Raw genomic sequence first — 23,162 nt, 5'->3', positions numbered from 1 at the left:
TGTGAAATGGGGGAAGAAGGGGATCATGGCGATCATGCTCTCCTTCTTTCTTTTCACTCCGCTCGTGAAAGCGGAAGAGACCGATAATGTTGATGTTAAGCCTAATGAATATAAGAAACAGAACATCGAAGTCAATACAGATGATCTTCTGGAGGAAGACCCGGAATACCAAGAAGATATTTCGATTCCGGAGGAATTAAAACATTTTTCATTTAAAGAAGTGAAAAAGCCTGACCCAAAAGAAGAGCTGAATCAAATATTTGCGCTTGCATCGGATGAACCAAACACGGTGGCGGCGAAATTGAAACAGCTGTCATTTGATTCTGAGTCCTCACGCCTTGGCAAGGAGGATGCGGACAGCACCGACCAGCAATCGATCATCCTGCCGTTCCTCTACGGCGCGCTCATCCTTCTCGGCATCGCCGGCATCTTCTTTTTGATCCCGAGAATCAACGGGCAGCAGAAGAAATAGGAGCTGTTATGATGAAAAATCCGAGATTTTACAAACTGTTATCCGTATGGGCAGCCTTAGGGTTATCAATTTGCTGGTTTTTTATTCTGGTTACAGTGAATGGTTTATTTCTACTGGAATCCATGCTCTACTTACTTGCGGTTATTTTTACATTTGGGATCGTTTTGCTGCTGTTTCCCTCGCTTGTGGAGGACCATGATCAGTCGATGATGGACTTCTTTCATACCGGTTTTGGCATCGCGGGATCAATGTTGGCAATCGTCATCATCTTGTTTGCTTCAATCATGATCACGATCAAACAGGACGGTCCTCGTCTAAAATGGCTGCTCGTTGTTGGCGCTTTGCTTCAACTCATCGTATTTGATTTGTTCAGTGTTTTGACAGCGGCTTTTTACGTGCTGGCGGCATTTCTGCCTAATCGGGGGAAGGAACCTCTTGAGGAGACGGCGGCGAAATCGGTACACTAATGGATAAGGAGGGAAATCCGCATGCATTTATCCATTGTCACAGGGGCGTCAAAAGGCCTCGGTGAAGCGATTGTCAAAGGGCTTTTGGAAAAAGGGCATCTTGTCCATGCCGTATCGAGAAGCAAATCCGGCATCCGCCATGACCGGCTGAGTCAGCACGAGGTCGATTTGACGCAGCTTGCCGAAGCAGAAATGTGGTTTGCAAGGTTTACGGACGCCGTCCAACCGGCTGATGTTGATTCCATTACGCTGATCAACAACGCGGGAATGGTAACGCCGATCAAACGCGCGGGCGAAGCCGGGCGGGAGGAGCTGAGGCGCCATTATGACCTGAATTTATTAGCGCCCGTAATCCTCAGTCAGCTGTTTACAAAATGGCTAGAAAGTTTTCAGGGCAACAAAACGATCGTTAACATATCCTCAGGCGCAGCCAAAAATCCTTATAAAGGCTGGAGCGCCTATTGCAGCTCAAAGGCAGGGCTTGACATGTTTACGAAAACATTCGGCTTCGAACAGGAAGACGAGGACTTTCCGGTAAAGATGATTTCGTTTTCGCCCGGCGTCATGGACACGGGCATGCAGGAGGTTATACGGTCCTCATCGAAAAAAGATTTTTACGAAATCGAACGGTTCAAAGCGTACCAAACAGAAGGTAAGCTGAGAAGCACATCATTTGTCGCCGGCATTTTGCTCGATCTCCTTGAGACCGAATTTGAAAACGGCAGGGTGTATGACATCAAAGAATTTTTATAAAAAAGGGCCTTGAAAAAGGTCCTTTTTTCTGTTTTCCTCCGATTGCCCGTCTTACACACAGCCCTCTTAAGATCCACTAAAAAATGTCCGCCGGCGCAGCATTCCGCAAAAAACAAACGAAAGCGGAATTCTCATTGATGATGTGTCAGAATCATTGAGATTTCCGCAAAAATATGTTAGGATTCTAAAAATATATAAAGGAGGGGTTTACATGAGAAACGTAACATTAATGGATGTATTCACCCATCCAATCGCACAAAAATATTTAAGACGATCAGGCGTCGCCCATGCTGTGGCGTGTGCGTACCATGCATACCGCCTGGCTGTTAAAGCCGGCGTTGACCCGGATGTTGCGACAAAAGCAGCGCTGCTGCATGATATCGGCCATTATGAATGGTATACAGATGGCGAGTGGGACTATGAAAAGTACAAACAGAACGACATTCATGCCATCAAAGGAGCGGAGCGCGCCCACAAGCTGCTGATCCGCCTCGGCGAGGAGCCCAAAGCCGCAAAAGAGATCGCCTTGGCTATTCTGCTTCATACCGATTCATACCTGCCAGAAGGCGACCTGGATAAAAACAAGCTGCAGCAAATCGTCAAAAAAGCCGATGAGCTTGACGAAGAGCCCGGCGGAAATCATCATTACCGCAAAATCGATCCTGAGCTTGCAGCCGAAAAAATCAAGCAGCTTGATCGCATGGTTGAGCAAGCGCGTTTACCCATGAAAAAAACGGTTTAATGCAAAGGGTTTTGTTCGAACCTCTGCCCTTTGTCATTTACATAAACGGATTTGATGATCGTTCTGTTAAACGCCTTATCGTCCGCTGTTTTTCCTGAGATGTCGAGCGTCACCGAATACATTCCCGCTTGTTTGAACGAAAGGTTTTGCTGCAGCGTTTTGGCTGTGACGGATTTGAGCCCTTTTTTCTCAACCTGTTTTCCGTTTTCATACCGTATGGAGCGGACGGCGGTTTTGACATTTGCAAGGCTTGACGTCTTCGCATCAAGAGTCTTTGCAATCTGTTGATCGAGCTGGGAGTCAAATGTTGCGACGAATAAATAGGCTTCCTTCTGCTTTACGGAAGATGAGATCTTCCATTTTCCTGAAACCGGGTGTTTCACAGTAGCTGAATGAACAAACCCGCCTTTAAATACGTCTGCTGTTTTTGACAGCGAAAAGCCCGTGACAGCTTTGCCGTGAGGGTCTGTCAGTTTGATATTTCCCGAGGAATGATTGCTCAGCCAATGAACGGTAATTTCTTTTACCCCTTTCTCCACCGAAAACTCTTCTTCTTTTATCCCTTCATTTATCCCGCCCCTGATGTACGGGTAGGAAACTTTTTCTGTTTGCGATTCTGCACTTGCATGTTGACCGATCGGTAATAAAGACTGAAAAACGGGAAACGTGATATTCCCTTTTATAATCGAAAAATGATCCCATTTTCCGGCTGCCACGTTTGACGCGTACGGCAGCCTCGCGTTTTTTTCGACCACAGCCCCGTCATTTGCCCCGAACATGTTTAAATAGACGCCTCCGAAAAACAATACGCTCCCGAATCCGCCGATTTTATTGCCCGCCAATGTGTAATAGCGCGTTTTTGCCCTGTTTGGGTGGCTGTCGGCCTGCTCCCGGAAGGAGGCCATGTAGCCGGTCTGCAAAGAATAGACAGCGTCATTTTTTACGCCTATAATTCCGGCAAGCCATCCGGCCCAGCTGCTGTATGCAAGGTCTGCCAGCTGTGATCCGTAATGGGGGGTTCCGAGTGTAATGACATGCTCTACATAGCGGTAGGCGTCATGGTAAATAAGCGCTGATTGGGTGTCAATGCCGCCTTTGCTGTAGGAGACGAGAATCATTTTCCGGCCGAAGTGTTCATACATTTCCCGCAGCCTGGAGGCGAGGAGCGCTCCGTTGTCCCGCATGTCTTTATCAGGGTACAGATCGATATAGGCTGTTTCATAGCCGTTTTTCCATGCCTGTTCCGACATGTCATTTTCATCAAACCAAATACTTGACGACCCGTTTAAGCCATGGATAAAAACGATCGGCGGTTTTTGCGGATCAGGGGCTTCTACAGGATCGCCCGTGAACCAATAGCCGGGGTCGCCGTCTCCTCCTTTAAAGCCCGCTTCTGATGTAAGCGGATACAAAAACAGCAGCACAGCAATCAAGAAAGCCATTTTTTTCATAAAGTTCACCTCGGGGTTTAATTTGTAAGCGGTTTCATAATATTATCGCGAGGCGAACTTTATACCGTCATCTGAAAAAAAATTTAGAGAATCTTCATAAACGGGTGGAATATTTTCAAGGAAGGCCGGGACACCGGCCTTCCTTTTCAAGCTTTCCGGGGATGCAGATGCTTGCGAAAGAACGATTTGACAACGTCGAGGATATGAGCCTGCGTAAATCCGCTGTGACCGGCATCATTTATTTTATACATCACCGCATCACAGTCCTCTCTTTTTAACGCATGAAACATTTGAACGCTTTGTTCATAAGGGACGGTATCATCCTGATCCCCGTGCATGATCAAGATAGGGGGCGCATCCTTGTGAACGTAGTGTATCGGACTCGCTTTTCTTGCCCGTTCTCTGTTTTCTTGAACAGCTCCGCCGATCAGTTTGGATTCCGGAGAATCAGGAGAATCGTGGTCGAAGATTGATGGATATTTGCTCATCGAAAGAAGATCTGTCGGGCCGAACCAGTCGGCAACTGCATGGACTTTGCTCGAGACGTGGCGGTATTCGTTCCCTTCAAACTCTTCAATTCCTTCAGTCAATCCGAGCAAAAGAGCCAAATGGCCGCCTGAGGAATCTCCCCATACTCCTACTCTGCCCGGATCAATGTTGAAGCGGGAAGCATTTGCCTTTAAAAAACGAACCGCCGTCTTGACATCATGAAGCTGTGCCGGAAATACCGCTTCCCCGCTCCCTCTGTATTGAACGCTTGCCACGACATAACCCTGCTCTGCAAACTGAACAAGCTGCGGAATAAAGGCGGACGTATCCTGCTTTGACCAGCCCCAGCCCGACCCTTGCAGGTAAATCATCAATGGATACTTCTCCTGATTGCCTTTTCTGCCAAACAACGCATCCATCGGGTTGCGGTATACGAGCAGATTCAATGTTAGCGATGTGTTTCCCGCTTTTGAAAATTCAATATTAGGGATCAATTGAATGTAGGAATTGATATGTTGCTCCCAGTTTAATTCTTTTATCGTATTTTCAGCCATGCTGATTCCTCCCTTTATGTTATTGGCGCCTTTGTTTCCCGCCTCCTTTCGTTGTAATAAATTTTATTACAACGAAAACGAAAAAATCTGTTGTAATAGAATTTATTACAACGAGGTGGAAAAATTATGCTTCCTGAGAAGCATTCTTTTTTTGGATGATCAGTTCAGTCACATCCTGTATGGAAACATCCCGGAGGATATTCTCCATGGCTGTTTGCGCTTTTACCAATATAAGCTCCAGAACCTGGTTGATATTCGCTCCGACCCAGCAATCGGGGTTCGGATTTTCGTGAGTGTGGAACAGTTCGCCTTCGCCGACGACCTCAACTGCTTTATAGACATCATATAAAGAAACGGCGTCAGCATCTTTCCGCAGGTAGGCACCGCCGGAGCCGCGCTTCACCTCAATCAGGCCTGCTTTCTTTAATAATCGGCTGATTTGGCGGATGATAACCGGATTTGTATTGACGCTGCCGGCGATTTGTTCCGATGTCAAAGGGTCGCTTCGAACGTGCAACAAGGCTAGCATATGAACCGCTATCGTAAATCTGCTGCTGATTTTCATCAAAATCCTCCTTTCGTTGTAAATATAATAATTACAACGAGGGGAGATGTCAAATGATTTGGCCATAAGAGGAAAATGAAACCCTTTTTCGGTTTCTTCGTATGTATGGAAGAAAAACAGTTGACAGGCGATGGTGTGAATAGTAGTTTTTAGAGTAATGAAAAAACCGGGAGGAAAAAAGTTGTTTAAATCAAAGACTCATTTTTGGACGGTACAAATTTTATTGGTACTCCTTATTATTTTTGTTTCTACAAAAGTGTCTTTCCTGTTCGAACCGATTATTGTGTTCGCATCGACACTGTTTTTTCCGGTATTGATCGCAGGGATCTTGTATTTCATCTTCAACCCTGTCGTACGGCTTTTAGAGAAAAAGCTGCCGAGAACTTTGTCCATTTTGCTGATCTATTTGGCGTTTCTGGCGCTCATCGGGTTTGTGCTGTCATCTATCGGCCCAATGTTTACAAAGCAGGTCACCGATTTATTTAATAATATTCCGGACATTGTTAAGCAGATCCAAATTTTCATCAAACAATTATCGAATTCACAGTGGTTCACATGGATGATGAATCAGGATTTTGTTTCTGTATCAAAAATCGAAAGATCAATCGGAGATTTTCTGACAAATCTGCCGGAAAATATTACGGCGAGCCTGTCTTCCGTGTTTGGGGTTGTGACCAATCTTGCGCTGATTGCTTTGACCGTCCCGTTTATCCTGTTTTACATGCTGAAGGACGGACACCGTTTTCCGAATTTGGCTGTAAAAATTCTTCCTGATCAATATAAAAACGAAGGCTTGAAAATTTTCAAGGATTTGTATGATACGCTTGCCGCTTATATTCAGGGACAGCTGATCGTCTGCCTTTTTGTCGGAATCGGCTGCTACATCGGGTTTTTGATCGCCGGTGTGAAGTATGCGCTGATTCTCGGCATGATCATGACCGTGACGAACATCATTCCTTATGTAGGTCCGTTTCTTGGTGCGGCTCCGGCGGTCATTATCGCGTTTCTCGACTCGCCGACGAAAGCCCTGATTGCCGTGATCGTGGTTGTTGTCGTCCAGCAGATCGACGGAAACCTCGTGTCGCCGCTGATTATCGGCAAGCGCCTTAACACACACCCGCTGACGATTATTCTTTTATTGCTCGGCGCCGGCAGCTTCGGGGGCGTCCTCGGCATGATACTTGCCGTTCCGACCTACGCTGTGCTGAAGGCTTTCGCATTGAATATCGTCCGGCTCGTCCGTTTAAGGCAGAGATCGAAAAAGGAAATGACGAAAGAAGCTTAAGATCAAATTTCTGAGAACCTTTTTTCCGCAGGGCCCATATCCTATCGTAAAAGGAATGGCGGAGGTGGAATGATGCCTGCAATTGTAGGGCCGGTTCTGATTCGGGAGGTCGTCGACTCCAGCGCCATTTTTTTTGGAGACGTGTTTGCCATTTCTCCAAAAACGGCGCAATCGTCCGAAATCGGAGGATGCGGAGGGTTTCATGTTGGCGACTTTGGGTACGTCAATAACAAAAGAAGCAAAACAAGCTTCATGGACGCGGATGTTTTCGATGGAACGGTGGGCTTTAACGCATGACAGTCTCTTTTAAAAGAGGCTGTTTGTTTTTTGTAGTATAATGGGAAAAAAGACAGACAGGCAGGTGGAAAGACATGAAAATAAGGAAAGCGAACGTAATGAACGGAGAAACATTGATCACGGATGTTTTTCTGCATGAAAATAAAAAGCAGTTTCATACGCTTGTAGCCGTTCCGGAACTGGAATGGAGCATGCTGATCTCCTATGAGGAAGAAAAGCAGGTGCTCGCAGATAAACTGAAAAGTTCATTGCTAAAAAACATGCAAAGTGATGCGGCAGAGGAGCTTTCGCTGAAGATCGTTCAATGGGTAACCGAAATGTAGAAGAGAAGTTTATCCCCGCCCGTTTCATGCCATACTGGATAAAAAACGCTGCGGTCATCACCGCAAATTTTGCAGCCAAGATAAACTGGGGGTCTTAACATGAGCGATGAATCAATCGATCTATATTTGCAGCAGGGGATGCACGGAGTCCGCGAAACAAAGCCGGATGAGCGAAGGCTGTTTTTGGGCTCGTTGAGGGAAAGGGTGATCATCGCTTTAACAAAGGGACAAGTTCTCCGCCCGAAAGCGTACGATGAAGTGATCACCGCGATCGAATCAAACTCTGATGCGGCATTGCTGTTGAACGGAGACATCGATTATTCCCGTTTTTCCGTCTACATCAAGGCCGCGAACAAGCACGGGGTTCCTTTCTCGATCGTCTCAAACCGGGAGTCTGACACACCGCTCGGGTTGATTCTCGTATCGAAAGACGCTGTTGATAAACAATCGATTTATGTCGAGGACGATATATTTGAACGTTCAAAAGGCTAAAAAACGTTTTGTTTTTTTTCTTAAAAAAGCCGCTTGCGGCGCGGCTTGCCAAACTCTTCCGGCTGTTTCGCCCATTCACTTGTCCGAGTAGATAAGTTATAATGTTACCTATCATACAAAAGGCGGGGAGGGCGTCAATGAAAAAAGCTCTTATATGCATAGATTATACGAACGATTTTGTCGCATCAGACGGAAAGCTGACGTGCGGGGAGCCGGGCCAAAAAATTGAAGGTGCCGTCGCAAAGCTTGCGGAAACGTTTATAAACAGCGGCGACTTTGTCGTCTTTGCGGTCGATGCCCATGATGCTCTCGATTTGCATCACCCGGAAACGCGCTTGTTTCCTCCCCACAATATAAAAGGCACATCTGGACAGGCTTTATATGGAAAGCTCGAAACGCTTTTTAAAAAACACGAAAATGACAGTCATGTATACTACATGGAAAAAACAAGGTACTCCGCTTTCGCGGGAACGAATCTCGAATTGAAGCTTCGCGAAAGAGACATCAAAGAACTGCATTTAATTGGCGTGTGCACAGATATTTGCGTATTGCATACAGCAGTTGATGCTTATAATAAAGGGTTTGATCTTGTCATTCATCAAAACGCAGTGGCTAGCTTCAACCCGGATGGACACGACTGGGCTCTTACCCATTTTGCAAACGCCCTTGGAGCCTCAGTGTCGGATTGAGGAAGGAGAAATGAAGGTTGGAACACCGGTTTACAGACGACAGTTTGTCACTTCATACAGATCTTTACCAAATTAACATGGCGGAAACCTATTGGCGCGACGGCATTGATCAAAAAAAAGCCGTCTTTGAACTGTTTTTCAGAAAGCTCCCTTTTGACAGCGGTTTTGCGGTATTTGCCGGTCTGGAGAAAGCGATTGAATATTTGCAAGGTTTCAGATTTACTGAAAGCGATTTAGCTTATTTAAAAGAAGAGCTCGGCTTCAAAGACGATTTTCTCGCCTTTTTAAAAGGGATGAGATTTACCGGGTCCCTTTATTCCATGCAGGAAGGGGAAATCGTTTTCGGAAATGAGCCGATCATGCGGATCGAAGCTCCGCTGGCCGAGGCGCAGCTTGTTGAAACCGCTTTGCTCAACATTGTGAATTATCAAACATTGATCGCTACGAAAGCAGCGAGAATCAAGAGCGTGATCGGTGACGAAACAGCGCTTGAATTCGGAACGAGACGCGCGCATGAAATGGATGCGGCGATGTGGGGTGCAAGAGCGGCGATCATCGGCGGCTTTGATGCCACGAGCAACGTCCGCGCCGGAAAGCGGTTTGACATTCCGGTTTCAGGCACGCACGCCCATGCACTTGTACAGGCCTATCGAGACGAATACACAGCATTTAAAAAATATGCGGAAACCCATAAAAAATGCGTGTTTTTAGTCGATACATATGATACGGTCCGCTCAGGCATTCCCAATGCGATAAAGGTAGCTAAAGAATTCGGCGATAAAATCGAATTTACAGGAATCCGCCTTGACAGCGGCGATCTTGCATACCTGTCCAAAAAGGCGAGAGCGATGCTGGACGAAGCGGGTTTTAAAGATACGAAGGTAGTCGCCTCAAGCGATCTTGACGAATATACGATTATGAACCTGAAAGCCCAAGGGGCGAAAATCGACGTCTGGGGCGTCGGAACAAAGCTGATTACCGCCTATGACCAGCCGGCTCTCGGTGCGGTTTATAAACTCGTCTCAATCGAGGAGAACGGGAAAATGACAGATACGATCAAGATTTCTTCAAATCCGGAAAAAGTAACGACTCCCGGCCAGAAAAAAGTGTATCGGATCATCAACCAGCTGAATCATCATTCAGAAGGCGACTATATCGCTTTGGACTACGAAAAGGTGAATGAGCAGGAGCGGCTTAAAATGTTTCATCCCGTCCATACGTTTATCAGCAAATTTGTTACGAACTTCGACGCAAAAGATCTTCATAAACCGATTTTCGAAAAAGGCAGGCTCGTTTATGAGAATCCGAGCATTCAGGATATTAAGCTGTACGTTCAGGAAAATCTTAATTTGCTTTGGGAAGAGTATAAACGGATCAGCAAGCCTGAAGAATATCCGGTTGATTTAAGCGAAGCATGCTGGAATAACAAAATGCAGCAGATTCATGAGGCGAAAATCAAAGCGATCAAAAGCCTGGATCGGGACTGATCATGCAAACGACCGTATAGCTGGATGCTAAAAACAGATAATTCTCGGGGATTATCTGTTTTTTTTCAATGAATTTTTTCGCAAGTCGAAGGGATTCGTCCATTTATTTGATATACTTAGATCAAAGGTACCTGAGTCGCTAGGGGGAAGAAGAATGAGGGTATTTGTTGCCAGACAGCCAATTTTCAACAGAAATGAACAAGTCGTTGCATATGAGCTTTTATACAGGGAAAGCGAAGAAAACTTTTTCTCTGGAACGGACGGCGACCAGGCGACGACAGAACTAATGATCAACAGCTTTGTAAATATCGGAATCAATAAACTGACAGAAGGTAAAAAATACTACGTAAACTTTACAGAGGGCCTTTTGAAATCGGGATTGCCGACGTATTTTGATCCCGATCGGCTTGTCGTGGAGATTCTCGAAGATGTCCCGATCACCCGGGACCTGATCAGAAGGTGCAGACAATTGAAAAAGCTCGGATATACGATCGCCCTTGACGATTTTTGTTTAAAACACAGCGGGAATCAAGAGCTTCTCAATCAGCTGCTGAAGTATATCGATATACTAAAGGTCGATTTTTTCAAAACGACGCAGGCCGAACGGCGGTTCATTCTGCATTCCTGCCGGTCTTACCATCTGAAATTTCTTGCTGAAAAAGTCGAGACGAGAAAAGAGTATGAACAGGCCGCGGCCGACGGTTTTCATTTGTTTCAAGGGTATTTTTTCAGTGAACCTGTCGTGATCGACGGTCAGGACATTACATATCATTTTCATGCCTATTATGAACTGCTTCATGAGCTAAGCGAAGAACAGCCTGACATTCAGGTTGTCACAAATATTATTGAAAAGGATTTGTCGCTATCCTACCAGCTCTTGAAGCTGCTGAATTCTGCAGCCAGCCGGCCGATACAAAAAATTAAAAGCATCCGCCAGGCGATCGTGCTGCTCGGATTTAAAGAAATCAAAAGATGGATCTACATCCTCTCATTTAAAGACCTGACAAAAAAACAAAATTCAAGCAAAAACGAAGTCGTGAAAATTTCGCTGATCCGGGCGAAGCTTTGCGAATTGCTGGCCAAAAAAACAAGGCGTCCCCAGCCTTCTTCCTATATGCTGACAGGAATGTTTTCATTTATTGATACGCTTTTGCACAAGGAACTGACGGAAGTCATCAGTGAACTGCCGCTGACAGACGAAGTGGGACAGGCGCTGCTTGGCAAAGAGAACGACTATCGAAAAGTTTTGCACCTTGCGAAATTAATTGAGCGAAACGAATGGGAAGATACCTCGCAAACAGACGGCTTAACAAAGGAGGAAGCACACCGATGCTACCTTGAAGCCATCGAATGGTGTCACAAGATATTATAACGTCCAAAAATCCGGCTGTTCTCATACGAGAAGCCGGATTTTTTGCGTTTTCAAGACCAGCGCAGCATCAGTGACATTGTACTGGATGGATTGATGAGAATAATGCGGAGGCCGTCCGGATTGAAGGATACGTCAAGCCGGCTTCTGATACCGGTTTGTCTCAGAAGCGCGATGACGGTTTCTTTTTGCGATCTTTGCGCAGCTTCCATAATTCTTCGCGCAAGGTCGCGCGAAGCAGTTATTCTGTTTAGGATCAGCTGCCCGTCAGCCATCAGGCTGTTTGCGGTTCTTGCGGAGCGGAGAAACACGTCTGTTTTGACCTCGGGAAATAGCTGCCGATCATGAACATGACGGTACGGATATGCCCAATACGCGTTGATGATGTAACATGGAAACAAACTGAACACCTCATTTTTCATTTTACGGGTCAAATTGCGGTTTTTGCGGTGTGAGCACAAGGAATGGTTTTTTCAGGATAAAACATACGCAATATCGTTTTGCGTTTTTTTTCGGTGTTGACGCCGCGGTTGCGTTCCGCAACTCCGTCCGTTTTTTTGCTTTCCATCAGATGATACTTTTGGCTTACGGTCATAAAACGAACTGATTTTGCTCTTATTCCTGTTATAAAAGGATTTTGAAGAGGGTTGAAGTTTTCCTTTTGAAAAAAATGAAAAGTTTTTAAATTTTCTTAGGGTTTGAGAACTAGTGCTCGATGATGTAAAATGGGTGTTATGGTCTATTGAATGTTTGCGGTGTAACGCACGAATGTCAGGCCAACTTTTCGGTGAAAAAGTGGTCATTTCCCTTTAAACTTGTATTAACAGATCAAATACCTATGACTCGTTCACTATACACAAATTGATTGATCTTCCAAAAGGAGTGTGGAATCAGTGGAAAAGCAACAAATTGAAGAGTTAAAGCAATTGCTTTGGCGGCTTGAAAATGAAATCAGGGAAACGAAAGACTCCTTGCGCAAGATTAACAAAAGTATCGACCAATATGATAAATACTCATATTTAAAAACCTCTTAAAAGGACTTGTTTCACAAGTCTTTTTTTTTTTGCGGTTACGACCCAAAAAAAGGATAAATTATTATATAATTGTTAAAAAAGAAAAATGCACTGTCAATCAGGAATTTGATTTAGTAAAATATGAAGAAAGGAGGGAGTGTCATCTCTAAGCTTTTCAGTCTAGATCATGATAAAATCAAGCAAAAAATGAATCATTTTATAGACGATGAAATTCCCAACGGCGATTTAAATCAAACATTGCGCTCTTTTGTAGATGCAAAGGACCATCTGCATTTCAGCGAACTTGTTTTTTACCATTACTTTAGTTTCGGCGGCACAGATACGGATAAAGCAGAAACGCTTGGAGCAGGGATCGAACTGCTGATACTTTCGTTTGACATCTTCGATGATTTAGAGGATGAAGACAGTCCGGATGAGCCTTGGATGAGGATGAACCGCGCGGTCGCTCTGAACGCGGCGACAGCCCTTTACACACTTAGCATCAAAGTGATCAGTTGTGTTTCAAATGAGCCAGTATTTTTACATAAATTGATGGAATATACGCTTCAATCGATGCAGGGACAGCATGATGATCTGAGCAATCGGCCTGCAACCGAAGATGAGTGTCTCGACATGATTAAACGCAAATCGGGCTCCCTGACGGCTCTTCCGTGCGTTTTGGGAACGATGCTGGCCACGGGCGAATTCAATCCGACGGTCGAAGAATACGCCTGCCAGTTGGGAATTGCAGCACAGATCGAAAACGATTATAAAGCCCTTTTTTATAATTCAAAAAGCGACATCGCCAAAAAGAAGCGGACGCTCGCTTACTTATATTTGACAAGAAAATTTAATCAGGCGTCAATTGATTTGTTAAATATATTTGAAGATGAGGATAAATTTACCGATATAGAAATAAAATGCTACAAAGAAAAGTTAAAGGCAGCAGGCGTCACTCAGTATATGTATGTCATGAACCAGCTCGCTATTCAGAAATTTAAAAAGGGGATAGCGGGGTTGGAATTGGAAGAGATAAAAAAACAGCGTTTGACTTCGTTTGTCTTGAAGATATTTGGAAAGGAGTATTAGAATGTGCAGGAGATCGTAAACTTTTTAGTTCAACATCCAGAGGTTTTAGAACAGGTTATTAATGGGAATGCTTGTCTATTAGGATTGGATATAGATCAATTAATGAGTATCATTGATGGATTTAAATTATTGGAATCATCAATTGGAAGGCCGGTTCCGTTTTGGAGAAGTTTTTAAAATGAAATTCCCCTTGAAAATTGTATCAATTATACTGATCTGTCTTAGTTTTATCTATAGTTGTTACGTCGTATATATATGTTATAACAATTTATTTGTAGGTGCATATTTAAAGTACAATTCTGACAATCAACTTGTGGTTGACTATATACAAGAGGATTCACTAGCGGATTACACAGGTTTAAAAGCTGGAGATATTATTCTTAAAGTTAATAATGAAAAGCCGTCTAAGGACGTGCCAAAGAATAATATACTAGCTAATGTTAGTTCCCTTTCGATTGAGAGGAACGGACAAATTATCACAACTGATACAAGAGACACCATCATTAGCTATGATATCTTATTTACTGTTTTAATCCCGGTGGTGTTTTATTTATTATGCTTGTTTTGTGTTATTTTAATTTTAAAATCTAAAAAGACCAAAAAACAAACGTCTTCATTTTTATTAATCCTATTTTTGCTTACTATATCGATTGCCTATGTAAGTGCAGGAGGAACTTCAAGGGGTAATGTGTTTAGTAGGTATGTAAATTTGTTAACCTTTATATCAATTCCAATCAATTACTTGCACTTTTTATATCAATATTTTAAAGAGATAGGCAAAAAATTATGTAGTAATAAGGTGTTTTTCTTTTATTTACTGCCGCTTTTTAATCTAGTTCTTGAGATTTTAAGTAGTACTTTTGAAAAACTTAAAGACCCTATTCCGTATATTAATTTGTATTCATTCTTCATAGGACTAGTATTAGTGATATTTGTTTTTGTTTACGGCTTGGTTAAACATAAAAATACAGAGCAAACTTATTTTTTGAAAATGCTCATGCTTGGCAACTTTTTTGCCGTCTTTCCTTTTATTGCATTTTATCTCGTCCCGGTTTTAGTCATTGATGATTTTATTTATTCTGCAGCAGTAGTTGCTCCCTTTCTATTAATTATTCCTTTTACATTAGTTTACCAATTTATATCAAACAAAATTTATGACGTGGAATTTTTGATAGGAAGGTTAAAATATTATGGACTGCTTGCAATTATCCCAACTATCATCATGATTTCTACCATAAAGCTAATGAGATTTCAGGAAGGAGACTACTATGATGCAAGATTGGCAATCTATATTTATCTTGTGATCCTAGGCGTTTTCTATCTTAAAGAAATCTTGGACTATCGCTTCCGTCTGAAGCGGTTCTCGGAGAAATTCAATTATCAAGACAGCATTTTTAAGTTTACGCAAACGATCCGTACCTTCACATCCTTAAACCAAGTTTTGCTGGAATTAAAACAAACAATTTTAGATGTACTGATTGTCAGTCAGGCGCATGTACTGAAAGTAAAAAACAACGGAACGATATCTTTTCTCGAGGGAGAAACGGAAGAATACCCGTGGATTCCGTATGAAAAAGAAGTCGCCAAGGTCATCACCGAAATCGGCAAAATCGTCGAAGTCGACCGCGGGTTTCTCATTAAAATCGGTGAACGGGGCGGGACGTCTTATGTCATGTTGTGCCTGTCGATTTTAAATACGCCTAGGCTGACCCGTGATGAGATTTCGTGGCTTGAGACGCTGGCATTTTATACGAGCGTTTCCTTGGAAAACGTTCTGAAGATCGGCGAGCTGATGGAACATCTTGAGAATGTGAAAAAAGAAGGGCCGAATCCGGCATGGCTGAATAAGCTGATGTTTGCGATCGAGGAGAAGCAGAGGTCCGATTTGGCGAGGGATTTACACGATTCGGTGCTTCAGGATATGATTTCTTTGAAGCATCAAAGCGAGATGTTTCTTGCCGATTTTGAAAAAGATAAAGTGTGCACGGCCGAAATTGAGCAAAGGCTCGTCAATATGAATGAGCAAATGTCGAATGTGATCCAGATGACGAGGGAGACGTGCCAGGAGCTGAGACCACAGCTGTTGTACGATCTCGGCCTCGTTAAAGCACTCTCCAAACTGGCGGCGCAGCATCAGGAATCCTCTTCGATTCGGATCAGATTAAACACGGAAAGGTTTTCAAAAGTGCTTGATCTCGATACACAGTTGAATCTGTACAGAATCGTCCAGGAACTTTTGAGCAACGCAGTGAAACATTCGAAGGCGCATGAGGTTTTGGTTATGCTCGTTTGCATTAAGGAAAAAGTCGTGCTCCATTATGAAGATGACGGCATCGGTTTTGATCAGGACAAGCTTTATCAAAACAGCTCCAGTATGGGGCTGTCGGGAATTCGCGAGCGCGTCCGCGCATTGAACGGTAAACTGGACATTAAAACAGCAGAGGGAAAAGGATTCAAGGTCATCATTGAAATGGAATTGTAATGTTTAGTAAAGGAATTTTGCTTGTCATCTACCAAGTTTTTTCTATAAAATGGTGTTAGGTGAACGGAAAAGGGAGGAAATTATGAGAAGATTACTTGTGATCGATGATCATCCGGCTGTCATGGAGGGGACAAAGGCAATTCTTGAAACGAATCAGGATTTTCTTGTCGATTGCCTCAGTCCGGAAGCCAGCGAACAATTTCTGACTAAACATGATTTTTCTGCATATGACCTGATCTTAATGGATTTGAATCTGGGCGAAATCAACGGAATGGACCTCTCCAAGAAAATCCTTGAGACCTGTTCATCATGCAAAATTATCGTTTATACCGGATACGAAGTAGAAGATTATTTTGAAGAAGCGATTCGTTCCGGCATGCATGGTGCGATCAGCAAAACAGAGTCAAAGGAAAAGATTATTGAGTACATATATCAGGTGTTGGATAATAAAATTGTCGTCGATTATGATTACTTAAAAGATCTGATCACCAAGCAAAAAACAAAATCAAGCAGCCAAGAGACCCAGCATGACGTATTGACTGAAAGAGAACGCCTGATCTTAAAAGAGGTCGAAAAAGGCTATACGAATCAGGAGATTGCCGATGCGCTGCATCTGAGCAAACGTTCGATCGAATACAGCCTGACTTCCGTATTTAACAAACTGAATGTCGGATCACGTACGGAAGCTGTATTGATCGCAAAATCCGAAGGCGTACTTTAAGGAAAGGAGAACTTGTCCAGTGGAGACGAAACATACGCTTCTTGAAGCGCTTGGCATTGAAGTGACGGAATGCAATAAAGAACGCTGCGTTGCTGTCATGCCTGTTGATGAAAGGACGCGCCAGCCGTTTGGCTTTCTTCACGGAGGGGCATCTGTCGCACTGGCCGAAACGGTGGCCAGCATCGGAGCATATCAGCACATCGATCCAAAGCGGCAGGCCTGTTTCGGGCTTGAGATTAACGCCAACCATATCAAATCCATCAAGGAAGGGACTGTTAAAGCGGTCGCAACCCCGCTTCATGTCGGAAGATCCACGATGGTATTCCACATTGACATCCGCGATGAAGAGGATCGGCTCATTTCCGTGTCTCGATGCACCATGGCGGTCGTCCAGCATTCCTCCTCATCATAACCATTTCATCAAAAAAACTCGCCCGTTTCGGCGAGTTTTCTTTATAAATAAGAGTCTTCTTTCTTTTTGATGACGAAATTTCTGTATCCTTCGTAATCATCCTGGACGCTTTTCTCTTCCATTTTCACCCCTGAATTGTAAGCGGCACGTGCGATCAAATGGGCGCCTACGGGAGACGTCAGGAAGACAAAGACGATACCGAGCAGCACCTTTGCCGCGATGATGCCGTGGAGGAACCAGAAGTAAAAAAAGACGCCGAGCAGAACGCTGATAATGCCTAATGTCGCACCTTTTGAAGCGGCGTGGATTCTCGAATAGACGTCAGGGAGCCTTAACGTTCCAAATGACGCGGCAAGGGAGATCAGCGCCCCTAAAAGAATGAAAACGGCAATGACAATTTTAGCGGCTTCGATCATTTTCAATAATCTCTCCTTTCTCAAGGAATTTTGAAAATGCAACAGTTCCGATAAATGCTAAAATGCCGATCAGCAAGATAACCTCTAAAAATGTGGACGTATTTAAAAGAATCGAGACGAGAGCCGTAATACCGATCAGATTGATGCCGATCGCATCAAGCGCCACCACTCTGTCAGGGATGCTCGGTCCTTTGATCACCCTGATGACGTATAAAAAAGTGGAGATCGCCAGGATGCCGAGCGAGAGCTGGAGAATGAATTCAAACATCAGCGGCTTACCTCCTTAATGGCCTCTTCAAACGAATGCCGAATGTCGTAGATGGCTTTTTCGGCATCGTCTATATCGACCGCATGTATATAAAGAATCGAACGGTCATCTGAAATATCGATAACCAATGTGCCGGGCGTCAGCGTAATCAGGTTCGCCAAGGTCGTAATTTCCCAGTCTGCTTTCAGGTCTGTTTTAAAAGCGAAGATCCCCGGCTTATTTTTCAGCTTCGGCGCCAGGATCGTCTTCAGCACGCTGAGATTGGCGAGCAGCAGTTCTTTGATGAAAATCAAGAGAAGCATGATGATCGCCCAAATGTTCAGGACGTAAAAACGGCGCGGAAAGAAGCGTCTCAGTAAAAAGAGCGAGAATAATCCCATCGCGTAGCCGGTGATAAAGCCGACGGCGGTTGGATCATTGTTCAGAAACATCCAGCACAATGCAAGAATAACATTCAGCAAGATTTGTAATGCCATGCGATCTACTCCTTCAAAACGGCTTCAATGTATTTTTCAGGGTGAATCAGCGTATCGGCTGCCTGATGAAAGTACGGAGCGACGAACTCGGTGCCGATTCCGACCGCGAGTGACAGAAAGAGCAGGATTGCTGCCGGATAAATGAAGCCTTTCACCGATCTGTTTCGCGAAGCGTCTTTCCGTTCTTCCCCCCAAAACCCGTATATAAATATTTTCATGACGGAATATAAGACAAGCAGACTTGATAACAGCATCAGCAGGGTGATGACGAACTCTCCGCTGATAAAGCCGCCTTCGGCAATTTTCAGCTTTCCGATAAAGCCGCTGAAGGGCGGAATTCCGGCTAATGAAACGGCAGAAATCATGAACATCCAGCCGAGGGCAGGATGGGTTTTCATATAGCCGCTCATTTTTTTCAGGCTGTTCGTTCCGGCCAGCGCAAACAGCGCCCCGCACAGCATAAACAACGCTCCCTTAATGATCATGTCGTGTATCAGATAATAGATGGATCCCTCGATGGAAGCGGGCGTATTGGCGGCGATGCCGAACAGAATCACCCCGACCGCTGTCACGATATTGTAGATGATGATTTTTTGGACGTCCCAATAGGCGATTGACCCGATAACGCCAAATATGATCGTGAGCGCCGCAAGCCAGACCATCAGCTGATGGGTATATCCGGCGTTTTGCGTGAAAATCAGCGTGAAAACGCGGGCGATCGCATACATTCCGACTTTGGTGAGCAGCGCCCCGAACAAAGCGGAAACGGCCGCAGGCGGCGCATAATAAGAGCCGGGCATCCAAAAATAAAGCGGGAAAATCCCGCCTTTCAATCCAAAGACGATGAGAAACAGCACGGCGATAACGGTGATCAGCCCGGCGTGTCCGGATTCGCTGATCCGCACGCTGAGGTCCGCCATGTTTAATGTGCCCGTCACGGCGTATAGATAAGCGACTCCGATCACGAATAAAGCGGAAGAAATAATATTAAATACGATATATTTCAATGATTCTCTCAGCTGGATCTTCGTGCCGCCGATGACGATTAAAACGTATGAAGCCATTAAAAGAACTTCGAAGAACACGAACAGGTTGAACAAATCCCCCGTTAAAAAAGCTCCGCTTACACCGGCAAGCAGAAATTGGACAGCCGGATAATAAAAGAAGCGCTCCCGTTTTTCCCCGATTGAACGAAACGAATACAAGACGGTCGCGAATCCGATGATCGCAGTCGTCAATGCGAGAATGCTGGCGAATTGATCGGCGACAAGGATGATCCCGAACGGAGGCTTCCACCCGCCAAGATACAAGGTTTGTATCCCGTCCGTGAATACGGTCTGAACGAGCAAGGCCGCCGCTGCCACGGCTGCAAGGGAAGAGACGGCGCTGAAGGCGCGCATCAGCTTGATCGATTTGTTCATAAAGATTAGCAAAACCGCGGCCAATAAAGGAATCAATATTGGCAGAATGACAAGGTTATTCATGTTGATCATTTCCCCTCATTTGTTCCATATCGTCCATTTTCAGCTCCTGGTAGGCGCGGAAGGCCATGACCAAAAGGAAAGACGTGACGCCGAAGGCGATGACGATCGCCGTCAGAATAAGAGCCTGAGGGATCGGATCGACATAAGACGCTGTATCGTTTTTTAAAATCGGAGGAGCACCCTTTTTTAATCCTCCCATCGTCAACAAAAGGAGGTGTACGCCGTGGCTGAGAACGGCCGTTCCGATGATCACCCTCAGAAGGCTTTTTGACAGCATTAAATAAGTCGCTGCCGTGAACAATATTCCTACAATAAACGCCATTAAAATCTCCATTATTCTCTCTCTCCAATCGTCTGAATAATGGTCATCGTCACTCCGACCACTACGAGGTATACGCCGGTGTCAAACAGCACGGCGGTGGCGAGCTCCGTTTTCCCGAGAAGCGGAAGGTGAAAATAGCCGAACGCATGCGAGAGAAACTGAGCGCCGAATACAAACGACCCGATCCCAGTGCAGACGGAGATGAATAAGCCTGTTGCAGCCACATAAATAAAATTGATAGGCAGGATGTTCTTCACCGTTTTCAAATCATAGGCAAGCAGGAGCAGCACGAAGGAAGAAGACGTCATCAGCCCTGCGATAAAGCCGCCTCCCGGATTGTTATGGCCTGCAAAAAACAGGTGGAATGAAAAGAGCAAAATGATAAAGCAGGCGACCTTTGTAACGGTCTGCAAAATCACATCGTTTGTCTGCTGTTTATTCAATGCTCTTCTCCTCCCTTCTCCATTCTGAGCCTGATCATTCCGTATATGCCAAGCGCGGCGATGACAAGCACGGTAATTTCAAATAATGTATCAAATCCCCTGAAATCAACCAGCACCACGTTGACGATATTGTGGCCGCCGGCTAGCTTATAGCTGTTTTCAATAAAATAAGACGAAATGCTTTCAAGGGAGCGCTGGCTGTTTGAAGCTAAAGCAAGCAGCGTCACGACAGCTCCGACGCCAATCGAAACGAGTGCATTCGTGATCCTGAATGTTTTCGTTTTCGGTTTGAAGTTGAGCTTCGGCAGATGATAGAAGCACAGCAGGAACAGCGCCACTGAAATCGTTTCGATAATCAGCTGCGTCAGCGCCAGATCGGGCGCTCTGAAAATTACAAAGAACAAAGCGAGCGTATAGCCGATGACACCGAGTGCGATAATCGCCGTCAGCCTTGATCTCGCAAAAACCGTTCCAAAAGTGGCGGCAATCATGACCGCTGACAAAACGAGCTCATAAACGCCGATTGAAGCGGTCCCTTTCACGCTGTAGGAAAAGCCTCCCGTCAGCACAAGCGTACCGCCGACTGCGATAATGAAGAATGCAAAAATGTATACGAGGTAATCCCGAAGGAAACCCGTCATGTACGTCCGTGTGGCTTTGTTGGAGCCCTTTTCAAGCCCGTAGAGGGAACGGTCGTACAAGTTGTTCAGCGTCAGCTTATCAGGAAACAGGCTATAGACCTTCCTCCATTTGCCAAGGGTTCGATAAGCGAGAACACCGAGCACCGCAACTCCGATCGTCATAAAGAGCTCAGGCGAAAAACCGTGCCATATCGAAATATGGACCTTGAATTTTTCATCCCCGTCCAAAAGGCTCGGCATAATTGAAGCAGCCGCAGGCTCAATGATCGTATAAGACAGAATGTTCGGGAAAAAGAAAAAGATCACAGCCAGAGACACGAGGATGATCGGCGAAATCAGCATGCCGAGCGGAGCTTCGTGCGCTTTTTTCTCAAGCTTTTCAGGCTGATATTTCCCCCCGAATGTCTGAAACAGCAACACCATGCTGTAAATAAACGTAAACACACTGCCCGTCCAAGCAAGCACAGGGAACAAAAAGCTCCACGTATCAGCGCTGAACAGGTTGAAGTCAGTGATTCTAAGCATGCTCGTAAAAAACATTTCCTTGCTCAAAAACCCGTTAAACGGAGGCAATCCCGCCATCGAAAACGCGCCGATCAGCGAAATGGTAAAGGTGATCGGCATGATCGTCATTAAACCGCCGAGCCTGCGGATATCCCGCGTTCCGGTTTCATGGTCGATGATTCCGACCGCCATGAAAAGGCTGCCTTTAAAAGTGGCATGGTTGATCAAATGAAAGACGGCGGCAATGACCGCGACCAAATAATAATTAAACTGCTCAAAGTGCAAAGCCGCCGCCCCGACGCCGAGCATTGACATGATCATTCCGAGCTGGCTGACGGTGGAGAATGCGAGAATCGCTTTTAAATCCGTCTGTTTGACGGCATTGAATGAACCCCAGAAAAGCGTAATGATCCCGGTCAAAGATACGATCCAAAACCACTCTCCCGAAAAAGCGAAAACGGGCGTGAATCTTGCCACCAAATAGATGCCCGCTTTGACCATCGTCGCCGAATGCAAATAAGCGCTGACCGGCGTCGGTGCTTCCATCGCATCCGGAAGCCAGATATAAAAAGGAAATTGAGCCGATTTTGTAAAAGCTCCGATCAAAATCAGCACGAGAGCCGGCAGGAAAAAGCCGCTCGCCGATATGGCGTCAACCTGGCTGATCATTTCCCTGATGCTGAATGAACCCGTGATGATATAGAGCAGGATGAATCCTCCAAGCAGCGAAAGGCCGCCGAAAATCGTGATCAGCATCGATTTTGTCGCGCCATAACGCGACTTTTCCCGCTTGTGCCAATAGCCGATAAGCAGGAAAGAAGAGATACTGGTCAATTCCCAAAATAAATAAAGTACAATGACGTTATCAACAAGTACGACGCCGAGCATCGCTCCCATAAACATGAGCAGATAAACGTAAAACGGCCCGAGCTGTTCCTTTTCCTTGGACAGATAATAAATGCTGTACAGAACAACCAGTGCCCCGATCCCCGTAATCAGGAGGGCAAACAGGAGTCCCAGACCATCGACATAGGCGGTAAAATTAATGCCGAAGGAAGGAATCCATTCCAAAGTTGCTTTTAACGTCCCGCCATGTGAAGTCATGCCGATCATACGGAAAAAATAAACGAATAATAAAACAGGCAGAATAAGAACAAACCAGCCCGTATGAATCTTGCGGACATATTTCGCCAACAGCGGAATCAAGAAGGCGAGTACTAAAGGCGCTACTATTGCAATATGTAAAGACGTCATCATTAACCTCCTTTTGATAGCTTATATACATACATTTTGTTCCATACGATCATTTTCAAACGTGCTGTACTTTTTTAGAGCTGGCGACCTAGACAAATTATAACTCAATTTTTGGACGGCTGCATGACCGCGAAGGATCAAGGTTTTATGGGGTCTTATGAACTTGAAAACAATTTTATCAAAAAATAAGGCATTTGTATAA

General features: G+C 44.9%; 28 protein-coding genes. 17 read left to right on the top strand and 11 right to left on the bottom strand.

What is annotated here, in order from left to right; genetic code table 11:
* Position 1 precedes the first annotated feature (1 nt).
* The 4 genes from essA (at position 2) to NSQ39_RS15715 (ending at position 2,434) form a co-directional block, all read left to right on the top strand.
* Positions 2 to 472 carry a type VII secretion protein EssA gene (essA, locus tag NSQ39_RS15730; RefSeq protein WP_231947385.1) on the top strand — a complete coding sequence of 157 codons (471 nt, stop codon included), beginning with the start codon at positions 2 to 4 and terminating at the stop codon, positions 470 to 472.
* An 11-nt stretch (positions 473 to 483) separates the two neighbouring features.
* Entirely contained in the window at positions 484 to 939 is a 456-nt protein-coding gene (locus NSQ39_RS15725; RefSeq protein ID WP_175077274.1) for a hypothetical protein, read from the top strand.
* A gap of 21 nt (positions 940 to 960) precedes the next feature.
* Complete coding sequence (locus NSQ39_RS15720; protein ID WP_046131704.1) at positions 961 to 1,692, top strand: (S)-benzoin forming benzil reductase; 732 nt, start codon at positions 961 to 963, stop codon at positions 1,690 to 1,692.
* 211 nt (positions 1,693 to 1,903) lie between these two features.
* The gene (locus NSQ39_RS15715) at positions 1,904 to 2,434 is read left to right on the top strand and encodes an HD domain-containing protein (protein ID WP_046131703.1); all 531 of its coding nucleotides are present in this window, start codon (positions 1,904 to 1,906) and stop codon (positions 2,432 to 2,434) included.
* Here the strand turns inward: NSQ39_RS15715 and NSQ39_RS15710 are convergent.
* From NSQ39_RS15710 to NSQ39_RS15700, 3 genes are all read right to left on the bottom strand, one after another.
* Positions 2,431 to 3,885, bottom strand: a complete 1,455-nt coding sequence (locus NSQ39_RS15710) for an esterase/lipase family protein (protein ID WP_175077273.1) — start codon at positions 3,883 to 3,885, stop codon at positions 2,431 to 2,433. The two genes, NSQ39_RS15715 and NSQ39_RS15710, sit on opposite strands and share 4 nt — an antisense overlap.
* Before the next feature lie 146 nt (positions 3,886 to 4,031).
* Positions 4,032 to 4,928 (bottom strand): prolyl oligopeptidase family serine peptidase, encoded by an 897-nt coding sequence (locus tag NSQ39_RS15705; protein WP_175077272.1) that lies wholly within the window; start codon positions 4,926 to 4,928, stop codon positions 4,032 to 4,034.
* A 124-nt stretch (positions 4,929 to 5,052) separates the two neighbouring features.
* Entirely contained in the window at positions 5,053 to 5,493 is a 441-nt protein-coding gene (locus NSQ39_RS15700) for an Rrf2 family transcriptional regulator (RefSeq protein ID WP_175077271.1), read from the bottom strand.
* A 181-nt stretch (positions 5,494 to 5,674) separates the two neighbouring features.
* On the opposite strand from NSQ39_RS15700, the gene NSQ39_RS15695 reads away from it, so the two are divergent.
* The 7 genes from NSQ39_RS15695 (at position 5,675) to NSQ39_RS15665 (ending at position 11,438) form a co-directional block, all read left to right on the top strand.
* Positions 5,675 to 6,778, top strand: coding sequence for an AI-2E family transporter (locus NSQ39_RS15695; protein WP_175077270.1), 1,104 nt, complete (start codon positions 5,675 to 5,677; stop codon positions 6,776 to 6,778).
* A gap of 72 nt (positions 6,779 to 6,850) precedes the next feature.
* A complete protein-coding gene (locus NSQ39_RS15690) occupies positions 6,851 to 7,075 on the top strand; it encodes a spore germination protein (protein ID WP_046131698.1) in 225 nt (74 codons plus the stop codon).
* Positions 7,076 to 7,149: 74 nt separating this feature from the next.
* Complete coding sequence (locus tag NSQ39_RS15685; RefSeq protein ID WP_046131697.1) at positions 7,150 to 7,398, top strand: YueH family protein; 249 nt, start codon at positions 7,150 to 7,152, stop codon at positions 7,396 to 7,398.
* Between the two features lie 99 nt (positions 7,399 to 7,497).
* Positions 7,498 to 7,890 carry a YueI family protein gene (locus NSQ39_RS15680; RefSeq protein WP_046131696.1) on the top strand — a complete coding sequence of 131 codons (393 nt, stop codon included), beginning with the start codon at positions 7,498 to 7,500 and terminating at the stop codon, positions 7,888 to 7,890.
* A 137-nt stretch (positions 7,891 to 8,027) separates the two neighbouring features.
* On the top strand, positions 8,028 to 8,579 hold the full coding sequence (locus NSQ39_RS15675) for a cysteine hydrolase family protein (RefSeq protein ID WP_046131695.1): 552 nt from the start codon (positions 8,028 to 8,030) through the stop codon (positions 8,577 to 8,579).
* A gap of 17 nt (positions 8,580 to 8,596) precedes the next feature.
* A complete protein-coding gene (locus tag NSQ39_RS15670; protein WP_046131694.1) occupies positions 8,597 to 10,066 on the top strand; it encodes a nicotinate phosphoribosyltransferase in 1,470 nt (489 codons plus the stop codon).
* Positions 10,067 to 10,220: 154 nt separating this feature from the next.
* Positions 10,221 to 11,438 carry an EAL and HDOD domain-containing protein gene (locus NSQ39_RS15665; RefSeq protein ID WP_046131693.1) on the top strand — a complete coding sequence of 406 codons (1,218 nt, stop codon included), beginning with the start codon at positions 10,221 to 10,223 and terminating at the stop codon, positions 11,436 to 11,438.
* Between the two features lie 50 nt (positions 11,439 to 11,488).
* On the opposite strand, the gene NSQ39_RS15660 is transcribed toward NSQ39_RS15665, so the two are convergent.
* Positions 11,489 to 11,836 (bottom strand): hypothetical protein, encoded by a 348-nt coding sequence (locus NSQ39_RS15660; RefSeq protein WP_236809861.1) that lies wholly within the window; start codon positions 11,834 to 11,836, stop codon positions 11,489 to 11,491.
* Positions 11,837 to 12,328: 492 nt separating this feature from the next.
* Between NSQ39_RS15660 and degQ the strand changes: the two genes are divergently transcribed.
* The 6 genes from degQ (at position 12,329) to NSQ39_RS15630 (ending at position 17,152) form a co-directional block, all read left to right on the top strand.
* Complete coding sequence (gene degQ, locus NSQ39_RS15655; protein WP_046131692.1) at positions 12,329 to 12,469, top strand: degradation enzyme regulation protein DegQ; 141 nt, start codon at positions 12,329 to 12,331, stop codon at positions 12,467 to 12,469.
* Between the two features lie 186 nt (positions 12,470 to 12,655).
* Complete coding sequence (locus tag NSQ39_RS15650; protein WP_175077268.1) at positions 12,656 to 13,537, top strand: polyprenyl synthetase family protein; 882 nt, start codon at positions 12,656 to 12,658, stop codon at positions 13,535 to 13,537.
* Between the two features lie 3 nt (positions 13,538 to 13,540).
* Positions 13,541 to 13,714, top strand: a complete 174-nt coding sequence (gene comX, locus NSQ39_RS15645; protein ID WP_175077267.1) for a competence pheromone ComX — start codon at positions 13,541 to 13,543, stop codon at positions 13,712 to 13,714.
* A gap of 1 nt (position 13,715) precedes the next feature.
* The gene (locus NSQ39_RS15640; protein ID WP_175077266.1) at positions 13,716 to 16,019 is read left to right on the top strand and encodes an ATP-binding protein; all 2,304 of its coding nucleotides are present in this window, start codon (positions 13,716 to 13,718) and stop codon (positions 16,017 to 16,019) included.
* A gap of 82 nt (positions 16,020 to 16,101) precedes the next feature.
* A complete protein-coding gene (locus NSQ39_RS15635; RefSeq protein ID WP_046131689.1) occupies positions 16,102 to 16,740 on the top strand; it encodes a response regulator transcription factor in 639 nt (212 codons plus the stop codon).
* Positions 16,741 to 16,759: 19 nt separating this feature from the next.
* Positions 16,760 to 17,152, top strand: coding sequence for a hotdog fold thioesterase (locus tag NSQ39_RS15630; protein ID WP_046131688.1), 393 nt, complete (start codon positions 16,760 to 16,762; stop codon positions 17,150 to 17,152).
* A 41-nt stretch (positions 17,153 to 17,193) separates the two neighbouring features.
* On the opposite strand, the gene mnhG is transcribed toward NSQ39_RS15630, so the two are convergent.
* Genes mnhG through NSQ39_RS15595 form a run of 7 tightly spaced genes read right to left on the bottom strand, consistent with a single transcriptional unit; the run spans position 17,194 to position 22,960 of the window.
* Positions 17,194 to 17,568 (bottom strand): monovalent cation/H(+) antiporter subunit G, encoded by a 375-nt coding sequence (gene mnhG, locus NSQ39_RS15625; protein ID WP_046131687.1) that lies wholly within the window; start codon positions 17,566 to 17,568, stop codon positions 17,194 to 17,196.
* Positions 17,552 to 17,836, bottom strand: coding sequence for a Na(+)/H(+) antiporter subunit F1 (locus NSQ39_RS15620; RefSeq protein WP_046131686.1), 285 nt, complete (start codon positions 17,834 to 17,836; stop codon positions 17,552 to 17,554). Before NSQ39_RS15620 ends, mnhG begins: the two co-directional genes overlap by 17 nt.
* Positions 17,836 to 18,312: a Na+/H+ antiporter subunit E gene (locus NSQ39_RS15615; protein ID WP_046131685.1), complete on the bottom strand. Its 477-nt coding sequence runs from the start codon at positions 18,310 to 18,312 to the stop codon at positions 17,836 to 17,838. Before NSQ39_RS15615 ends, NSQ39_RS15620 begins: the two co-directional genes overlap by 1 nt.
* 5 nt (positions 18,313 to 18,317) lie before the next feature.
* On the bottom strand, positions 18,318 to 19,796 hold the full coding sequence (locus tag NSQ39_RS15610; protein ID WP_046131684.1) for a Na+/H+ antiporter subunit D: 1,479 nt from the start codon (positions 19,794 to 19,796) through the stop codon (positions 18,318 to 18,320).
* The gene (locus NSQ39_RS15605; RefSeq protein WP_046131683.1) at positions 19,789 to 20,130 is read right to left on the bottom strand and encodes a Na(+)/H(+) antiporter subunit C; all 342 of its coding nucleotides are present in this window, start codon (positions 20,128 to 20,130) and stop codon (positions 19,789 to 19,791) included. Before NSQ39_RS15605 ends, NSQ39_RS15610 begins: the two co-directional genes overlap by 8 nt.
* Entirely contained in the window at positions 20,130 to 20,561 is a 432-nt protein-coding gene (locus NSQ39_RS15600; RefSeq protein WP_046131682.1) for a Na(+)/H(+) antiporter subunit B, read from the bottom strand. The genes NSQ39_RS15605 and NSQ39_RS15600 overlap by 1 nt, the downstream gene beginning before the upstream one ends.
* Positions 20,558 to 22,960 (bottom strand): Na+/H+ antiporter subunit A, encoded by a 2,403-nt coding sequence (locus tag NSQ39_RS15595; RefSeq protein WP_046131681.1) that lies wholly within the window; start codon positions 22,958 to 22,960, stop codon positions 20,558 to 20,560. The genes NSQ39_RS15600 and NSQ39_RS15595 overlap by 4 nt, the downstream gene beginning before the upstream one ends.
* Between the last annotated feature and the right edge of the window lie 202 nt (positions 22,961 to 23,162).

The organism is Bacillus sp. FSL W8-0848, from assembly GCF_038007805.1.
Lineage (GTDB): Bacteria > Bacillota > Bacilli > Bacillales > Bacillaceae > Bacillus > Bacillus glycinifermentans.
Note: the sequence above shows the minus strand (reverse complement) of the source record. Positions and strands in the feature narration are given on the sequence as shown.